The 17,026-nt window shown below is 43.9% G+C and carries 15 protein-coding genes and 1 tRNA gene; 4 read left to right on the forward strand and 12 right to left on the reverse strand.

Annotation, left to right across the window (positions count from 1 at the left end; all coding sequences use genetic code 11):
- Positions 1–248: 248 nt before the first annotated feature.
- On the reverse strand, positions 249–1,481 hold the full coding sequence (locus PGY05_RS09100; protein WP_008371101.1) for a replication initiation protein: 1,233 nt from the start codon (positions 1,479–1,481) through the stop codon (positions 249–251).
- 822 nt (positions 1,482–2,303) lie between these two features.
- Here PGY05_RS09100 and PGY05_RS09105 point away from each other — a divergent pair.
- The gene (locus PGY05_RS09105) at positions 2,304–3,671 is read left to right on the forward strand and encodes a sodium-dependent transporter (RefSeq protein WP_055297627.1); all 1,368 of its coding nucleotides are present in this window, start codon (positions 2,304–2,306) and stop codon (positions 3,669–3,671) included.
- 215 nt (positions 3,672–3,886) lie between these two features.
- Positions 3,887–3,959, forward strand: a tRNA-Lys gene (locus tag PGY05_RS09110).
- Positions 3,960–4,165: 206 nt separating this feature from the next.
- Here PGY05_RS09110 and PGY05_RS09115 read toward each other — a convergent pair.
- The 10 genes from PGY05_RS09115 to PGY05_RS09160 form a co-directional block, all read right to left on the reverse strand.
- Positions 4,166–4,780 carry an adaptor protein MecA gene (locus PGY05_RS09115; RefSeq protein WP_270475719.1) on the reverse strand — a complete coding sequence of 205 codons (615 nt, stop codon included), beginning with the start codon at positions 4,778–4,780 and terminating at the stop codon, positions 4,166–4,168.
- A gap of 121 nt (positions 4,781–4,901) precedes the next feature.
- A complete protein-coding gene (locus PGY05_RS09120; protein WP_008371109.1) occupies positions 4,902–5,519 on the reverse strand; it encodes a V-type ATP synthase subunit D in 618 nt (205 codons plus the stop codon).
- A 12-nt stretch (positions 5,520–5,531) separates the two neighbouring features.
- Positions 5,532–6,905, reverse strand: a complete 1,374-nt coding sequence (locus tag PGY05_RS09125; RefSeq protein ID WP_270475720.1) for a V-type ATP synthase subunit B — start codon at positions 6,903–6,905, stop codon at positions 5,532–5,534.
- Between the two features lie 14 nt (positions 6,906–6,919).
- A complete protein-coding gene (locus PGY05_RS09130) occupies positions 6,920–8,731 on the reverse strand; it encodes a V-type ATP synthase subunit A (RefSeq protein ID WP_082421065.1) in 1,812 nt (603 codons plus the stop codon).
- Positions 8,682–9,272: a V-type ATP synthase subunit E gene (locus PGY05_RS09135; RefSeq protein WP_055248772.1), complete on the reverse strand. Its 591-nt coding sequence runs from the start codon at positions 9,270–9,272 to the stop codon at positions 8,682–8,684. The genes PGY05_RS09130 and PGY05_RS09135 overlap by 50 nt, the downstream gene beginning before the upstream one ends.
- Positions 9,273–9,297: 25 nt before the next feature.
- The gene (locus tag PGY05_RS09140; protein ID WP_008371119.1) at positions 9,298–9,606 is read right to left on the reverse strand and encodes a V-type ATP synthase subunit F; all 309 of its coding nucleotides are present in this window, start codon (positions 9,604–9,606) and stop codon (positions 9,298–9,300) included.
- 2 nt (positions 9,607–9,608) lie between these two features.
- Entirely contained in the window at positions 9,609–10,043 is a 435-nt protein-coding gene (locus tag PGY05_RS09145; RefSeq protein ID WP_008371120.1) for an ATP synthase subunit C, read from the reverse strand.
- A 25-nt stretch (positions 10,044–10,068) separates the two neighbouring features.
- Entirely contained in the window at positions 10,069–12,003 is a 1,935-nt protein-coding gene (locus PGY05_RS09150) for a V-type ATP synthase subunit I (protein ID WP_270475721.1), read from the reverse strand.
- Complete coding sequence (locus tag PGY05_RS09155) at positions 12,000–13,046, reverse strand: V0D/AC39 family V-type ATPase subunit (RefSeq protein WP_270475722.1); 1,047 nt, start codon at positions 13,044–13,046, stop codon at positions 12,000–12,002. Before PGY05_RS09155 ends, PGY05_RS09150 begins: the two co-directional genes overlap by 4 nt.
- Before the next feature lie 3 nt (positions 13,047–13,049).
- Positions 13,050–13,361 carry a hypothetical protein gene (locus PGY05_RS09160; protein ID WP_008371126.1) on the reverse strand — a complete coding sequence of 104 codons (312 nt, stop codon included), beginning with the start codon at positions 13,359–13,361 and terminating at the stop codon, positions 13,050–13,052.
- 215 nt (positions 13,362–13,576) lie between these two features.
- On the opposite strand from PGY05_RS09160, the gene trmB reads away from it, so the two are divergent.
- Together trmB and PGY05_RS09170 are read left to right on the forward strand one after the other, a co-directional pair.
- A complete protein-coding gene (gene trmB / locus PGY05_RS09165) occupies positions 13,577–14,233 on the forward strand; it encodes a tRNA (guanosine(46)-N7)-methyltransferase TrmB (protein ID WP_008371128.1) in 657 nt (218 codons plus the stop codon).
- Between the two features lie 341 nt (positions 14,234–14,574).
- Complete coding sequence (locus PGY05_RS09170; protein WP_270475723.1) at positions 14,575–14,898, forward strand: thioredoxin family protein; 324 nt, start codon at positions 14,575–14,577, stop codon at positions 14,896–14,898.
- A gap of 60 nt (positions 14,899–14,958) precedes the next feature.
- Here the strand turns inward: PGY05_RS09170 and glgB are convergent, their stop codons facing one another.
- Positions 14,959–17,004, reverse strand: coding sequence for a 1,4-alpha-glucan branching protein GlgB (glgB, locus tag PGY05_RS09175; RefSeq protein WP_270475725.1), 2,046 nt, complete (start codon positions 17,002–17,004; stop codon positions 14,959–14,961).
- Between the last annotated feature and the right edge of the window lie 22 nt (positions 17,005–17,026).

The raw sequence follows: 17,026 nt of genomic DNA on the forward strand, positions 1-17,026 counted from the left end.
TAAGACAATCGAGTAGGCTGACTCCTACTCGATTCGTATACTTTGTACACTATCTCGCTTAACAGCTCGATGATGTACATTCGCCAAGTACAGATTCTTGTACAAGTACAAATCTGTACTTGGCTCATCGTATACACAAAATCCCCGGGATGCTACCTGCCTCTTTGCAAATAGCATCCCAGGGACATATTCTTCCACTTAACTTGTGTATCATTTAGGTAATAACTCTGCTTTTCGCAGAAAATACCCTACTCTTTTTTCACTTTTTCGCGCTCTTCTATGTATTCCTGATAAAGATCCAGTGTCATCTGTGCTTCTTCCAGCGTCTTTCCTTTGAACTTGGATACTTTTTCGTTCTCATACCACTTTTCTTCGATACATTTTCTGAGCCATCCGACCAGATTATTGATGTATGCCTGCTCCTGTGACAGCTTAAAAGCTTTCCGGATCACATCCGGCTGGTTATCGGATACCTGAAGCAGCACCTTAATCTCCTGAATCGTGATCGGTTCATTTCCAAAAATATCAGCAACTTCTAAAATCAGTTTTTCATTAACCGGAGTTTTCTTTGCAGCCAGTACATTTGGCGCAATCTCTTCGCCCTCTTCTTCTCCGGATGGCATACGCTGAAGATCTGAATGATGGATACACTTCGGATTCTTCTTCACAAAGAAACGGATTCCTGTAACCTTTCCGCCCTTCCCGCTCTTAACCGGCTCATAATCAAAGCAGATCTCGGAATACTCGGATTCTTCCAGCTCTTTTTTCGCAACTTCAAGTACTTTTCTACGGAAATTACGCCAATCTTCAAACGGTGCATCCTTAATCTCTGCAAGCGCTTCTTCAAAACGTCCCTGCTCAACAAGACGTTTTACTGCTTTAGATGCATTTGCATCCACTACATTCAGTGTAAATTTAAGCTCTGCGATCGTGTATGGATTCTTCGGCGGTCTCGGTACGATCAGCTGGTCACACTGTTCCCTGTCAAAACGATAATACTGGGTTCTCAGGATTTCGTAAACACGGGTTGTGAACAGGGATTTAAAAGAGCACAATACATCAAGACTCATACGGGTATAGTCTTTTTTCAGGTTATAGATATGAGGTTTCATCTCTTTAGTAAATCTGGTTGTAAACACGCCATCTCTATATTCACATTTATTCACTACATTGAACATGATGAAGTTCTCTTTTTCGTCGTCCTCGATACTTACTACATGTCCCAATGTCTCTTTTGATACTTCTTTCAAACGAGAATAGATGGAGTTTCCTGTTATATGAAGATAATTCTTAACATCCTTGGTGGAAACCTTTGCGATCAGCTCACCGTCTTCTACATATGCTTTTGCGATTGCAATATTAAGAAGCTTTCTTTCAAATAATGATGTACTGGATTTACTTTCGATCAGCACATTGGACCGGGAGACCGTATCATGATCCAGCAGTTGTTTCTCTTTTGGTTTTTTCTGTGTTTCCTTCATCGCTCATACCCCTTAATTGTTTTCTTCTGTATTATTGTGTACTTTTGAGGTGTATTAAAATCCCCTCTACACCCCATATAATCCCTTATTGTGTACCATTCGGGGTAACCAACCCCTTTATATTGGGGATTTGTGTACCAAAAAGGAACACCCTCCCCTAAAAAGTACCCCATAAAATGGGGTTTCTGTCTTTTTTTACATTTTGTGTACGTTTAAGGTGTGTATTGTTCTTTTCGTGTACCATTAAGGTACCTTTTTTGATAAAAATTGTGTACCAAAACGGTACATCTAGGTTGATTATATACAAGAACCCCCCTCTTGTAAAGCCTTTTTTTAAATTTTTTCGACACTTGTGTACAGAAAAGGTAAAATCGCCAACCCTTCAAGTACACTGCGTAACCCCGCAAAGTAAACAACAACCCCCATATATGTACACCTCTTTGCCCTCTGAAGTAAACAACCTACCCCGTTTCCGTACACAAAATATGCCCCAAAATGCGTCAACCACGGGCTTTTTCAGCCCTCCTAATATAAACAAAGGAATTTTAATAAGCTGTTGTTATCTTTAATATATATATACATGCAAATTTTCACCCCAAAAGGTACACATCTAGCGATTTCGTGTACTAAAAAGGGGAAAATTAAAATTATCAGGTAGCTTCGCCAATGAAAATATAAACAATCATAGACAATTTCCCAGTAATTCAGTATAATTCCTCTGTGGATATTCTGAAAAAAAGTTATCCACAAGCTTGTCGAAAAATGTGGATAAGTATCATTTCGGCAAGTTATCCACAATTTAATAGAATGAGAGGATTTTTTATGCAACGAGAAAAATTTTCTTCAAGACTCGGATTCATCCTTATTTCTGCAGGATGTGCGATCGGTCTTGGTAATGTCTGGCGTTTTCCTTATATTGTAGGAAAATATGGTGGAGCAGCATTTGTTCTTATTTACCTTGCATTTTTACTGATTCTTGGACTTCCGATCATGGTAATGGAATTTTCTGTCGGAAGAGCCAGTAAAGTAAGTGCGGCGCTTTCCTTTGACCGGCTGGAGCCAAAAGGAACGAAATGGCATTGGTATAAGTATGGAGCTATGGCCGGAAACTATCTGCTGATGATGTTCTACACAACAATTGCAGGCTGGATGGTCCAGTATTTCATCAAGATGATGACTGGTGAATTTGAGGGAAAGGATACTGCCGCTGTTGCAGGTGTGTTTTCCGATATGCTTGCAAAACCCGGAACAATGACTTTCTTTATGATCATTGTTGTTGTTGGATGTTTTGCAATTTGTGGAATGGGGCTTCAAAATGGAGTGGAAAAGATCACAAAGGTTATGATGCTGCTTCTGCTTGCACTGATGTTGATCCTTGCAGTACGTTCTGTAACGCTTAATGGGGCTTCTGAGGGGCTTCGCTTCTATCTGGCACCGGATTTCCACAAAGTCGTGGAATATGGCTTATTTGACACGATTTTTGCTGCTATGGGACAGGCTTTCTTCACATTAAGCCTTGGAATCGGCGCAATTGCTATTTTCGGAAGCTATATCGACAAATCCCGCAGTCTTACAGGAGAAGCAGTCCTGGTAACACTTCTGGATACCTTTGTTGCTTTGATCGCGGGTCTGATCATTTTCCCGTCATGCTTCGCATATGGGGTGGATCCGGGAGAAGGTCCGAGTCTGATCTTTATCACACTTCCGAATGTATTTAATTCCATGGCAGGCGGAAGAATCTGGGGAGCCTTATTCTTCTTATTTATGATTTTTGCTGCGGCATCGACCGTAATCGCCGTTTTTGAGAACATTTTATCCTTTGCCATTGATTTGACCGGATGCAGCCGGAAAAAGGCTGTAATCGTCAATATCGTGGTTGTGGCGGTACTTTCCATGCCTTGCGTTCTCGGATTTAATGTATGGAGTGGATTTATGCCGTTCGGAAAAGGTTCCGGAGTACTGGATCTGGAGGATTTCCTGGTAAGTAACAACCTGCTTCCACTTGGAAGTCTGATCTATCTTCTGTTCTGTACAAGCCGTTATGGATGGGGATGGAAGAACTTCCTGAAAGAAGCGGATACCGGAGAAGGATTGAAATTCCCGAAATGGGCGAAATTTTATGTAAGCTATATCCTGCCGCTGATTGTATTATTTATCTTTGTACAGGGATATATCAGTAAATTTATGTAGGATAAGAAAAAAACCACCCTAAAAGGTACACAAAAAAGATCATGTGTTCGAATTTCGGACGGTAAACATGATCTTTTTTATATGTGCCTTGGCACATTCTTTTTCAGCAAAAAAATCTATTTAAAAAAATTTTAAAATTTATGAAAAAAAAGCTTGCATTTTTTATAGCTGTCTTATATAATAAATCTTGCGTTACGGAAAACCGAATAATGTATGCGCTTTTAGCTCAGTTGGTAGAGCAGTAGACTCTTAATCTATTTGTCCAGGGTTCGAATCCCTGAAGGCGCAGTATCAGCACTGTTTTTGATGAATTAGCATCGGGGACGGTGCTCTTTTTTTAGAATCTGTTTCTACAGATGGAGACATATGTAACAGATGAAGACATATGTAAAAGTAATCGTTTATTTCATTTGTGGAAAGTTACTGGATCTGTGGAAAAATAAAGGAAAATCTATTTCGTGTACTAAAAAGGGGACTATTTTAGTCCCCTTCTACTACATCTTGCATAAAATATTGATTGCATCCTTGTTCAGGAGGCATTTTTCATGTTCATTCAGATAAGCTTCAGAAATTGCATCTTTTTCGACCATGCCACCGAATTCACCGGCGGATACGATGCGCTGAGCCTTTTTATTGCCGTCTTCTGTATTCGGGAAGTCTACCATCAGGTAGTAGACACCGTCATCTTTATACAGACGGCTTTCTGATGCCTGGCCGTATCCAAGGATCTTGCAGAAGTTGATTGCATTATCCAGACTTGGAAAGAGAATCTGCCAGCGAACGGTCTCTTTCTCACTGCTGTCAGGCTCGATCAGCATACCGGAAGCTTCAGAACCATCTTTTTGGATGGATTCCAGAGAATTCTCAGCCTGGCAGGAGATCGACAGCATCAGGCTCCGGTCAGGAAGAAATGCACCGTAAAATCCCTGGATTCCATTGTCTGTGTTAAGCCCAAGAACTTCTTTCCCTTTCTTGAGAAGAAGATTCAAAAATTCTTCGGTACGCTCCCTGTCCTGTGTCAGATCTTCCAGTGAGTAGCCAAGTGCGGCAATCTCTGCTTCTGTGATAAGGCAGTTCATTCTGGTGTCGGATACTTTCCAAAAAGTCATATGCTCACCCCCTGATTTGTAAAATCTATTGCTTTTGTAATCTTATTTGTTCTATAAGTTATATAACAAAACGGGTGTATTGTCAATATATTTTCTATATTTTATGATTTTTTCAGAAATATTATTTGTTTTTCATTCGTTTGATCACTTTTAGTCGGGTAAATTCTTCCCGTTCCTTCTCTTCCAGTGCATTTGTAATCGTATATACGAGATTGTCATACATCGGAATCGTAATATTTTTCAGGGCATTTGCCCTTTTTTGTGTCTTTTTGATACTTGAAGCCAGCCGGTACGCTGCATTTTCTACCTCAGAAAGCTTGAGTGTCAGCTCCTTTACACGGCAGAATGCATCACGGGCGATATCGATGGATTCTCTGGAAGTACTGAATGCATAGGTTGGTCTGGTATTTTCTTTTTCGTACTTCACTTTCGGGATTTCTGTTCCCATAATGCTTCGCGTCTGGATGCGGATAGAATCCTCGATCGGAACTGTATAGGCAAGTTCTTCTACTGTACTGATCCCGTGCTCGATATTCGCCCTCTGAAGGCACTGATAGGCATAGGTGAAGGTTTTATCGATTTCTTCCTGAATATCCTTTGCTTCGTCGATTAAGCCCATCAGCTCGCGGATCAGAATGTTCCGCTTCTTGTCCATCAGCTCATATCCCTGTCTGGCAAGTGTCAGTGAATTTTTCGCAAGTATCAGATTTCCCTTGGTGGGAAATGAACGTGGATCCATAGACTTCCCTCCTTAGCCTTTGTAGTATACGTCAAGAATCTTGGTATCGACACGGTCAAGTTCTTCTTTTGGAAGGATTCTAAGCAGTTCCCAGCCAAGATCCAGGGTTTCCTCGATGGTACGGTTTTCATTCGGTCCCTGGCCGATATAACGCTCCTCGAATGCCTTTCCGAATTCCAGGTATTTTTTGTCAATCGGAGAAAGCTCGTCTTCTCCGATAACGGAAGCAAGATTCCGAGCCTCTCCTACTTTAGCATATGCAGAGAAAAGCTGGTTTGCCAGGTCCTGGTGGTCTTCCCGGGTATATCCTTTTCCGATACCGTCTTTCATCAGACGGGACAGGGACGGAAGAACGCTGATCGGCGGGTAGATTGCCTGTCCGTGAAGATTCCGGTCAAGTACGATCTGTCCTTCGGTGATATAACCGGTCAGGTCAGGAATCGGGTGGGTAATGTCATCATTTGGCATGGTCAGGATCGGGAGCTGTGTGACAGAACCATTTACTCCTTCTACGATTCCTGCACGTTCATATAAGGTGGCAAGTTCACTGTACAGATATCCCGGATATCCTTTACGGCTTGGGATTTCTCCTTTGGAAGAAGAAACCTCACGCATGGCTTCGGCAAAGGAAGTCATATCGGTAAGAATGACCAGAATGTGCATATTTTTTTCAAATGCAAGGTATTCAGCGGCGGTCAGCGCAACCTTCGGGGTGATCAGACGCTCGACGACAGGATCGTTGGCAAGGTTCAGGAACATTGCCACATGGTTTGCAACACCGCTCTCCTCAAAGGTTCTGCGGAAGAAATCAGCTACGTCATGCTTGACACCCATTGCGGCGAATACGATGGCGAAATCCTCATTCGTGTTGCCGCCCAGAGAAGCCTGCTTTACGATCTGTGCGGCAAGCTGGTCGTGCGGAAGACCGTTGCCGGAAAAGATCGGCAGCTTCTGTCCACGGATCAGTGTGGTCAGTCCGTCAATCGCAGAAATTCCGGTGCGGATATAGTTACGAGGGTATTCACGTCTGACCGGATTTAACGGAAGTCCGTTGACATCGCGCACCTCTTCAACCGTGATCGGTCCAAGGTCGTCGATCGGTTCGCCGATTCCGTTAAAGGTTCTTCCAAGCATTTCTTCGGACAGACCGATTTCCATCGGATGTCCGGTAAGTCTGGTGTGGGTATTGTTAAGAGACATATTTTCCGTGCCTTCAAATACCTGGATGATTGCTTTGTCCTTGTAGACCTCCACAATACGTCCCATTTTGTGTTCTTTGCCGTTTACGACAAAATCTACGATTTCATCATAAAAAGCATCCTGAACGCCTTCCAGCGCGATCAGAGGGCCGTTAATGCTGCTGAGGCCTAAATATTCAATTGCCATTTTGTTTTCCCTCCTTACGCGTTCTTTTCCATGATGCGGTCATGGAAAGCATCAATGTCTGCCAGATACTGGTCAAGAAGCTGAAGATTGTCATTTGGAACATCGTATTTGATCGCAATGACACGTTCAAAAATATTTTCCTCCTTGAGGACAGACATTGGCATATTCATGGCTACCAGTTCGCGGCAGCGTTTGTATAAATATAAAATGATTTCCATCATTTTGTACTGCTTCTGCAGAGAGACACAGGTATCATCCTTGTGGAATGCATTCTGCTGCAAAAATCCGAGACGGATGACTCTTGCAATTTCCAGAACCAGTTTCTGATCGTCCGGAAGTACATCACTTCCGATCAGCTTTACGATTTCCATCAGGCTGCTCTCCTGGTTCAGAAGTGCCATGATGCGGTTGCGGTAGTCAACGAATTTGGGTGATACATTGTCGTGGTACCAGGCGGCGAGATCGGTCAGATACTCGCTGTAGCTGGTCAGCCAGTGGATCGCCGGAAAATGTCTTGCGTAGGCAAGGCTCTTGTCCAGGCCCCAGAAGCAGCGGACGAAACGTTTGGTGTTCTGTGTGACCGGCTCGGAGAAATCGCCTCCCTGAGGCGATACGGCGCCGATAATGGTCACGGATCCGTCACTGCCATTTAAGTTATGCATCATGCCTGCGCGCTCGTAGAAAGCAGACAGACGGCTGGCAAGGTAAGCCGGGAAACCTTCTTCTGCCGGCATCTCTTCCAGACGGCCGGAAAGCTCACGTAAGGCTTCCGCCCAGCGGGAAGTAGAGTCTGCCATGATCGCTACGTCATAGCCCATGTCACGGTAATATTCAGCCAGGGTAAGTCCGGTATAAATACTTGCTTCACGGGCAGCTACCGGCATGTTGGAGGTATTGGCGATCAGAGTGGTTCTGTCCATCAGCGGATTGCCGCTCTTTGGGTCCACAAGCTCTGAAAACTCTTCCAGCACCTGTGTCATTTCATTTCCACGCTCGCCGCAGCCGATGTAGATGATAATATCGGCATCAGACCATTTGGCGATCTGGTGCTGGGTCATGGTTTTTCCGGTACCGAATCCGCCTGGGATTGCGGCAGTTCCACCCTTTGCGATCGGGAACATGGTATCCAGGATCCGCTGTCCGGTGATTAGAGGGACACTTGCCGGGAAACGGTAGCTTGTCGGGCGCGCCTTACGGATCGGCCAGTGCTGTATCATGTTGAGCTGTTTTTCTGTTCCGTCGGAAAGCCGCAGAGTGACAAGTGTATCTTCAATCCGGTATTCTCCGTCCGACGCGCAGCAGATTACTTCACCTTCCACATCCGGCGGAACCATACATTTGTGTACGATCGCACTGGTCTCCGGAACCTCCGCTATAATATCTCCGCCATGAAGGTAATCTCCTTTGGCCACGGTGATGTGGGTATCCCATAATTTGTCGCGGTCAAGCGAATCAACGCTGACGCCGCGGGTGATAAATGCACCGCCGCCCACATTTGCGATCTGCTCAAGCGGGCGTTCGATTCCGTCAAAAATATTGTTCAGGATTCCAGGTGCCAGAGTTACAGATACCGGACTTCCGGAAGCCTCTACGATTTCTCCCGGTTTCAGCCCGGAAGTCTCTTCATAGACCTGAACAGTCGTGATGTCTTTGTCCAGGGAAATAACTTCGCCAACCAGCTTTTCCTTTCCCACATAGACCATTTCCGACATCATGAATCCGGTGTCACCCTTCAGATAGATGACCGGACCGTTTATTCCATAAATAGTTGCTGTCTTATTCAATTCCTGCACCTCCTGCTGCAAAACTGAACTGATGATATTCATAATCGACTGCAGCCTGGAAGCTGTGATCGATCAGAATATTACGGCCTCGGATTACAGCACGCATACCGCCCATAAAATCATATTCACTGATGGTGATCGTCATGCCGGTACGTTTTTCCAGTTCTGTCTGTTTCTCCTTATCAGAAGGAGAAATATAAATGGTCATCTCCTCGCCATCTGCAAAGCGTGCGGCTTCGCGGATTTTGCTGCAGAGATAGTCCAGATATTCGTCTGTTTTTGTAAAGTCAGAAAGAAGTTCCTTTACTTCATCAAACAGCCTGACTTTTAATTCATTTTGTGTTTTGCCAAGAGCACGTTTCAGTTCGGTTTCGGCTTTTGCCGCAGCTTGATTTACCTGCCTTCTGGCTCTTAAGGTCTCGGATTTGATACGGACCTCAGACTGTGCGGTCGCTTCTTTTTTATGCTTTTCAAATAAAGATTCAAGCGCTTTTTTGTGATTGTCAATGATCGCATTTCCTTCAGAACGGGCTTCAGTCATGACCGTTTCCTGTAAATGCGCTATTTTCTCTTCAAGCGTCATTGTCTCACCTTCTATGCCTTTCTAGTTAAAGTTTCAGTCCAATCGCTTCATTGACGTATGAGGTAATGAAATCCTTTTTACGTCCTGTTCCGTGTCTGTCCGGAATTTCGATCAGAAGAGGCATCTTTCTTTTTAACTTGATCTCATCGATGAGATCCGGAAATTCTCTTCCAAAGCGTTCCGTCAGAAGAATGATACCGATCGACTTGTCGTTCATGGCAGTTTCCAGCGCATCACGCAGCTCCTGCTTTTCATGAACTACGACACCGTCCACGCCGGCAAGCCGCATTCCGGTATAAGTATCCACGTTGTCACTGATCAGATACATTTTCATGATTACAGTCTGCTGATGATCATGAAGGAGATGATAAGACCGTACAGGCATACACCTTCTGCAAGACCTACGAAGATAAGGGATTTACCAAGGACGCTGGAATCCTCGCTGATAGCTCCAAGAGCTGCGCTTGCTGCACTTGCTACGGCAATACCGCCACCGATGCAGGAAAGACCGGTAACAAGAGCTGCTGCAATGTAACCAAGACCGGTTGCAAGGCCTGCGCCTGAGGCAGCGGCGTCTGCCGCATGTACCGGTACACTTCCAAAGAGCATGATCCCTGCTACAAGGAAGGTTCCAAAGTAAGAAAGAACATTGAAGGCAAGCGCACATTTATAACGTCCTTTATTTTTTTCTCCGAGCAGGTAATATCCGAATGGAATGAAAATGCTTAAAACCAGTGCGGCAATGAGAATAAGTTTAGTTGCTAAAGTCATGATAATTTCCTCCTAAAATGAAAAACTAATTTTTTGCAGTACCTGTATAAGGTTTAAATTCGCGGCCGCTGCCTTTGTAGAAGCGGCTGAACATCTCGTAATAGACAAGTCTCAGGACCTGGATTCCAACGATCAGTCCTTCGAATCCACATACAAACAGGTTGCCGAGTACGATCACTACCCAGTTAATATGCCCGCTTTCGGCACCGGCAAGCATCAGTACAACCTCCATGATGGAAGCGTGGCTGACTGCGAATGCACCGATACGGATAAAGGAAAGCGTATTTGAAAAATAGCTGAGCAGGGTTTCAAATAATTCAAAGAATGCCTGGGTGACAAACATTGCTTTGCTTTGTTCCATTTTTTCGGTTTTCTTTTTGATCTTGTTCGTCAGCGGTTCTTTCAGTGCGATCAGAAGAAGCGGTACTCCGAACATCACTGCAAGAACGATTCCACCCGGCAGAGAGTGACCTGTCATGAAAAGAACGATGCAGGTAACTGCTGCCCCGTAGAATATCAGCCCTGCCACGCCGTTTGCATCAAACCAGGTTGCTTCGGTATCTTTGGCACGAATGCCGTTGATAATATGGAAGATCATAGAAATCAGGATGATTCCCATACCAAAAGCAATCGATACGATAAATACGGTATTCAGCTTTCCGATAAATGGTAAGGTGGTCATATGATTGATCGGTCGGATCCATTTGGCTTCTATAATGTTTTCAAATCCAAACACACTTCCAAACATAAATCCAAAGAAGGTGGAGAAGATTCCGGCAAGTGATACGATTCCGGCAAGGTTCATTTTCTTTGTGAAATACAGGATTGCACCGCCGATAAAGAGCAGCAGCCCCTGACCGACATCCCCGAACATGGCGCCGAAGATAAAGCTGTACATGATACCTATAAAAATGGTCGGATCCATCTCACCGCTCTTGGGAAGTCCGTACATCTTGATGAACATTTCAAATGGTTTGAAAAGCTTTGGATTCTCAAGCTTGGTAGGAGGTTCTCCAAAATACTGTTCCCGGTCCTCTTCTACTACGATATAAACCTTGTCATCTCCCTGTGCCTCTTTGATAAATGCATTTGCATCTTCTTCGGACATCCAGCCGCAGAGGATGTAGTATTCTTCCTGCTCGTCTGTCTCGGTTCGTGCCGCAAATTTCCGGATATCAAAGTTATCGGAAAAACGTTCCAGCTGAATTCTTGCACCGAGTAGTCTGGAAGCGTTCTTGCGAAACATCTCCTGACGTTTATCCTTCACTGCCTGGATTTCATCGGTCAGATTCTGGACTTCTTTATCCAGGCTCCGGTAAGCTTCCAGCGGGGTTCCGCCAAAGTCTTCCAGCAGATCGATTTTTTCAAAGTGGAGAGACCGCATGATCGAATCGACCTTTCCTGCATCAGCATCCGATACAAAATAAACGCCATAGACATAAGAGGCATCTCTGGAGCCTTCCAGAAATAATGCATCAATGTCTTCAAGAAGCGCTTTTTCCAGCCGGTGATAATAATCTACATTGATTTTTCCAAATCTTGTGCGGATGTATTTGTACTGCATGATCTCATGCAGGTCAAAATCCAGAGAAGTAAAAGGTTCCAGGACTTTCATACGTGCCTGGATATTCTCTCTCTTTTTTTTCAGTTCTTCTTTTTGCTGCTGCAGATCCATGTAGTCATGATTGATAGAACGAATCATCTCAAGGATCTCGTCTTCGCTCTGATCAAAGGATGGCTCTGCTGGCATGTCTTTCATATATCCCAGAAACTGTGTCACTTTTGCGAGTGGATCACGGTAAGGGTTCATTTCCAGAAATGGCATCAGATTATCTACTGTCTTGAGCTCCGTAAGTGCATTTTCAAGCTGCATCTCATATTTGGAAAGATATCGGTTTGTCATGCGGTCGATGTCGGCGCGTGGTCCGGTAATGCTCAGGAACTTCATCTTAACAATCATTTCGCTGTTCCTCCTATATAAGTTAATGTCTCACGTGCAGGAAGTCCGTAGCGAACACATTCGAGCACAGTTGTAAGCTTATCAAGCTCCTCCTCTTTCAGAAAAAGATAGGTATTCACGGTTGCGATGGAATAAGGGTTACTTCTTCTGTCTGCCAGGTAGAGACGGTACAGGCAGTCTTTGTAAATCGTCTCGATGGACGCTGGTGTCTGAGTATCGGTGTGACGCAAATAAGGCGTTCTGGTAACCAGCTTTAAAAATTCATCGACAGACGGTGCTTCTACAAGATCCTTCAGCTGATCTACATGAATCCGGTAGTGTATCGGGATCAGCAGTGCGGAAATATCCGGCGGAAGCATGTTGTAATATTTTTTTGCACGGTAGATCCACTGCAGGTTCAGCAGGTCGATCTTTGCTCCGGCATCTCTGGTGAAAATTTCCAATTCCTTATGCTTCAGAATCTTTTTGCGTTTCTTCCACATGGTTGTAAAATAGTACAGATTCAGTGCCAGATCGTAATCAAAAAGGGTAGGGTTCTCCGCATTTTCCAGACGTTTTAACGGCGCATAGTATTCTGTGTCCTTTAAATTTTCCACCAGCTCACTGATATTCCCCGAAGTGATCAGTTTATCGATGGAGAGATCCGAATATTTGTCGAAGAATATTTTCTTATGATCCAGATCAAAAGGCTTTTCATAATGATTAAATACGATACGCAGGCAGTAATTGATCAGATTCATCTCATAGCGCTTCAGATAAAGCTCCAGGAATTTTTTCTGATCCATTCCGGAAAAACGGTACAGGCGTGTATAATCACTGTAAAGTGACTGCACAAGAAGCTTCTCAATCTCACCGCGGTGAAGACGGTTTTCGTCCATATCTGCAAGGACATTCCGATATCCGGGATGTTCTTTGAGATAGGCAGCAACTTCGGTTACTGTATGAAATGCGGCGATATTCCGGAAATCTTCATCAGTGAGCAGTTTCGCCTGCATGGCGCGTACTTTTGTTACGATGCCACTGTATGCAAGTAAATTTCCCATATGCTATCCCTCTATGATACGTCTGACAATTTTCTCGGCATATGCCGTATGCTTCTCTTCAAAATCTTTTTTAAGTTCTTCGATCGCTGTCTGGTTCTTACGGTTCTGCCTTGCAAGAATCTCATCCATCTGACGATTTAATCCTTTGTGGATATCGTTCAGCTCCTTTTGGGTGTGATCTTCAAGTTGTTTGTCGAACTGATTGCGTTCATTTTGAATGCGTTCTTCCAGTTCTGATTTTTCCAGTTCCGCGTGTTCCACAACAGCTTCGGCTGCGTGTTCGATTTCGGAGAGCTTTTTAACAATATGATCCATTGTCCGACTCCTTTCTTAGAAATTATTTATATATTTTTAATAATGCATACATATTCTACTACTTTAAATTGGAAAAATCTACTAAATAATAAGAGAATATCATAAGAATATTTTATACAAAACTTATAAAATATATTTTTGGGTTTTCAAATATTTCAGAATAGTATAAAATAAATAAGGTTATACATATTTTCACTAAAGGAAGAGAAAGATATATGAGGTTAAGAAATGTACCGGGAGCAGATGCTTATCTGACAGCTCATCCCCTTGTAATTAAAAATGAGACCAGATATCGCGGCACCTGGAAAGAGACTTTTCAGAATCCGGAGAATCCGATCCATATTGAGATCGGGATGGGAAAAGGACAGTTTCTTCTGACACTTGCAAAGGAGAATCCATCCATCAACTATATCGGTATCGAACGTTATTCAAGCGTACTGCTTCGGGCGCTGGAACGCTTTGACAATGACGAGGAATACAAGGATGTCAACAATATTCGTTTTATTTGTATGGATGCGACAAATCTGCCGGAGGTTTTTGCTGTCGGAGAGATTGACAAGATTTATCTGAATTTTTCAGATCCGTGGCCGAAAGCACGTCATGCAAAGCGCAGACTTACTTCCAAGCAGTTTTTTGAGCGGTATGACAAGATCCTTGCCTTTGACGGAGTCGTTGAATTTAAGACAGACAACAGAGAGCTGTTTGACTTTTCACTGGAGCAGGTGGAGTTGGCAGGCTGGGTACTTCTGGCGAAGACCTATGATCTTCACAATGATCCGACACTCAGCAGAGGGAATGTTATGACTGAGTACGAGGAGAAATTTTCCGGGCAGGGACATCCGATCCATAAACTGATCGCAATGCGCCAGTAAGACAATTGAATAAAATGCAACAGGCAGATCATAAAGGCGCTGAGTGCGTAAGATGATCCCTGGCAATATAAGAGACAGCAGATACGGAGCAATCCGCACATCGGCTGTCTTTTTGCATATATTGTAGAAAGAGGAAGTCAGGAAGGAACAGATATGCGGAAAAAGCATCATTTTCAGAATTGTATGCGGGGGTTTTGCTATAAGAATCCAAGATTTAATAAAAAGCTGATCTGTTTCAGAAATTCTTTTCAGGAAGTCTATAAAATCTTAAACCCGAAATGTGGATGCCACTAATCCAGTCCTTTTTACATAGCCTGAGATGGCAGAAATGAGGAAAGTGTATGGGTATCGCATTGATCACGAAGGATTATGAAAATATAGTCGGAAAGCAGAGGATGCCGGTAATTGTGGAATTTTACGCATCATGGTGTCCAAAGTGCGGAATGATGTATCCTGTTGTGGAAAGGATTGCCAGCCGGTATCAGGGAAAATGGATTTTTTATAAGATTGATATTGATATATCGAAAGAGCTTGCAGAGTATATAGGCATTGAGATCGTACCGACGTTTGTGGTGTACAGAGATGGAAAAATCTGTGGATATACAACCGGAGTTCTTCCAGAAGAAACTCTGGAAGAACGAATCCGGGAAATGTTAAGAAAATAATTGGTGGAATCAATTATTCGTATGATGAATATTTTGCGCAGGTTGCATTGACTTGCTATGTTAAAATTCGAATACAGCAACACCGTATGGCGGAAGATCGTAACCAAATGAATATGGTCTTCCATCACATTCCTGTTTCTTTGCTTTATATACTGCCGGGCGGGCTTTTCCGCTTCCGCCATACTGCAATTCATCACTGTTCAGTACCAGGCGGTACTGTTTGCCGCGTGGTACGCCGACACGGTACTCCGGTCGTTCGATCGGTGTGAAGTTACATACGAATAAAAGGTTCTTTTTTGCGCCCTTTGAATGACGGATGAAGCTGTAAATACTTCGTGAGCTGTCATCTGCATTGACCCACTCAAAGCCTTCCATGCAGGTATCCTGTTCATACATGGCTTTGTTGTGTGTGTAAAGATGCAGTAGGTCACGGTAGAAATTCTGGAGTGCCTGATGCTCCGGCTCTGCAAGGAGATACCAGTCAAGCTCACGCGCCTCGCTCCACTCGCGGAGCTGTCCGAAATCCTGTCCCATGAAGAGAAGTTTCTTTCCAGGATGTCCCATCATGAAAGCATAACCGACCTTCAGGTTGGCGAATTTCTCAAATCCAAGACCAGGCATCTTATTGAGCATAGAGCATTTTAGATGTACCACTTCATCATGTGATAATACAAGAATATAATTCTCGCTGTATGCATAGGTTAAGGCAAATGTCATACCGTAGTGGTCGCCTTTGCGGAAATATGGATCCAGCTTCATGTATTCGGTAAAGTCATGCATCCATCCCATGTTCCACTTCAGGCTGAATCCAAGACCATCATCTTCCGGTTTGCCTGTTACTTTTGGCCATGCGGTGGATTCTTCTGCGATCATCAGTGCGCCAGGGTTACGTCCGGTAGTAACGGAATTCAGATGCTTGAAAAATTCGATTGCTTCCAGATTCTCATTGCTGCCGTATTTGTTGGCGATCCACTGACCGTCTTCTTTACCGTAATCAAGATACAGCATGGAAGCAACAGCATCTACGCGGAGACCATCGATGTGATAATGTTCGATCCAGAACAGTGCGTTGGCGATCAGGAAGTTCTTAACTTCTGCTTTACCATAATCGAAGATCTTGGTTCCCCAGTCCGGATGTTCCCCTTTCTTAGGATCTGCATATTCAAAGGTAGCTGTGCCGTCAAAATCAGCGAGTCCGTGTGCATCGCGTGGAAAATGTGCCGGTACCCAGTCAAGGATTACGCCAATCTTATTCTTATGGAAATAATTGATCATATATGCGAAATCTTCCGGCGTACCATAACGGGAGGTCGGAGCATAATATCCGGTCACCTGATATCCCCAGGAGCCGTCAAATGGGTATTCTGAAATTCCCATCAGTTCGATATGAGTATACCCCATCTTTTTTATGTAGTCTGTAGCTGCATGCGCAAATTCACGGTAGCTGTAGAACCCCTCATCTTCACGTCCCGGATGGCGCATCCAGGAACCGATATGTGCTTCATAAATGGAAATCGGTGAGGAATGGAAATCCCATTCTGCCCGGTGCTTCATCCAGACACTGTCACTCCATTTTAAATGGGAGATATCAGCAATCCTTGAGGCTGTTCCCGGTCTCAACTCTGCACTGTTCGCAAATGGATCAGCTTTGTAAAGCTTATCTCCGGTCTGTGTCTCGATACAGTACTTGTAAAGCTGTCCGAGCTGTGCTTCCGGAACAAATGCGGTATAGATTCCAAGTGGTTCCTGACGCTTCATAACGTTTGCATCTTCACTCCAGCCGTTGAATTCACCGACTACGGCAACTGATCTGGCGTGTGGAGCCCATACTGCGAAATATACGCCGGTTTTTTTTCCATCTTTTACAAAATGTGCACCCATTTTTTTATAGATTTCATAATGGGTTCCCTGTCCGAATAAATATTGATCTAATTCGCCGATTCTATAATCAGCGGGTTTATCTGTTGTTACAGTTTTTACAGACTTTTTAGCTGTAGACTTTTTAGCAGCAGTTTTAGCAGCTGCCGGTTTTTTTACAGTAGATTTTTTTACGGCCGTCTTGCGGGTCGTGTTGGTCTGTTGTGCTGTTGTTTTTTTTACTGCCATCCCATTCACCTTCTATCAAAGA

The organism is Coprococcus sp. AF51-11b1 (genome assembly GCF_027682785.1).
Lineage (GTDB): Bacteria > Bacillota > Clostridia > Lachnospirales > Lachnospiraceae > Allocoprococcus > Allocoprococcus comes.

Excerpts from the sequence above, each read along its gene's own strand:
- PGY05_RS09140 (WP_008371119.1), bottom strand. The coding sequence starts at position 9,606 with ATGAAAATGTATCTGATCAGTGACAACGTGGATACTTATACCGGAATG.
- PGY05_RS09120 (WP_008371109.1), bottom strand. The coding sequence starts at position 5,519 with ATGGATCCACGTTCATTTCCCACCAAGGGAAATCTGATACTTGCGAAA.
- PGY05_RS09105 (WP_055297627.1), top strand. The coding sequence starts at position 2,304 with ATGCAACGAGAAAAATTTTCTTCAAGACTCGGATTCATCCTTATTTCT.
- trmB (WP_008371128.1), top strand. The coding sequence starts at position 13,577 with ATGAGGTTAAGAAATGTACCGGGAGCAGATGCTTATCTGACAGCTCAT.
- PGY05_RS09160 (WP_008371126.1), bottom strand. The coding sequence starts at position 13,361 with ATGGATCATATTGTTAAAAAGCTCTCCGAAATCGAACACGCAGCCGAA.
- glgB (WP_270475725.1), bottom strand. The coding sequence starts at position 17,004 with ATGGCAGTAAAAAAAACAACAGCACAACAGACCAACACGACCCGCAAG.
- PGY05_RS09115 (WP_270475719.1), bottom strand. The coding sequence starts at position 4,780 with ATGACTTTTTGGAAAGTATCCGACACCAGAATGAACTGCCTTATCACA.
- PGY05_RS09155 (WP_270475722.1), bottom strand. The coding sequence starts at position 13,046 with ATGGGAAATTTACTTGCATACAGTGGCATCGTAACAAAAGTACGCGCC.
- PGY05_RS09170 (WP_270475723.1), top strand. The coding sequence starts at position 14,575 with ATGGGTATCGCATTGATCACGAAGGATTATGAAAATATAGTCGGAAAG.
- PGY05_RS09145 (WP_008371120.1), bottom strand. The coding sequence starts at position 10,043 with ATGACTTTAGCAACTAAACTTATTCTCATTGCCGCACTGGTTTTAAGC.
- PGY05_RS09150 (WP_270475721.1), bottom strand. The coding sequence starts at position 12,003 with ATGATTGTTAAGATGAAGTTCCTGAGCATTACCGGACCACGCGCCGAC.
- PGY05_RS09135 (WP_055248772.1), bottom strand. The coding sequence starts at position 9,272 with ATGACGCTTGAAGAGAAAATAGCGCATTTACAGGAAACGGTCATGACT.
- PGY05_RS09100 (WP_008371101.1), bottom strand. The coding sequence starts at position 1,481 with ATGAAGGAAACACAGAAAAAACCAAAAGAGAAACAACTGCTGGATCAT.
- PGY05_RS09125 (WP_270475720.1), bottom strand. The coding sequence starts at position 6,905 with ATGGCAATTGAATATTTAGGCCTCAGCAGCATTAACGGCCCTCTGATC.
- PGY05_RS09130 (WP_082421065.1), bottom strand. The coding sequence starts at position 8,731 with ATGAATATCATCAGTTCAGTTTTGCAGCAGGAGGTGCAGGAATTGAAT.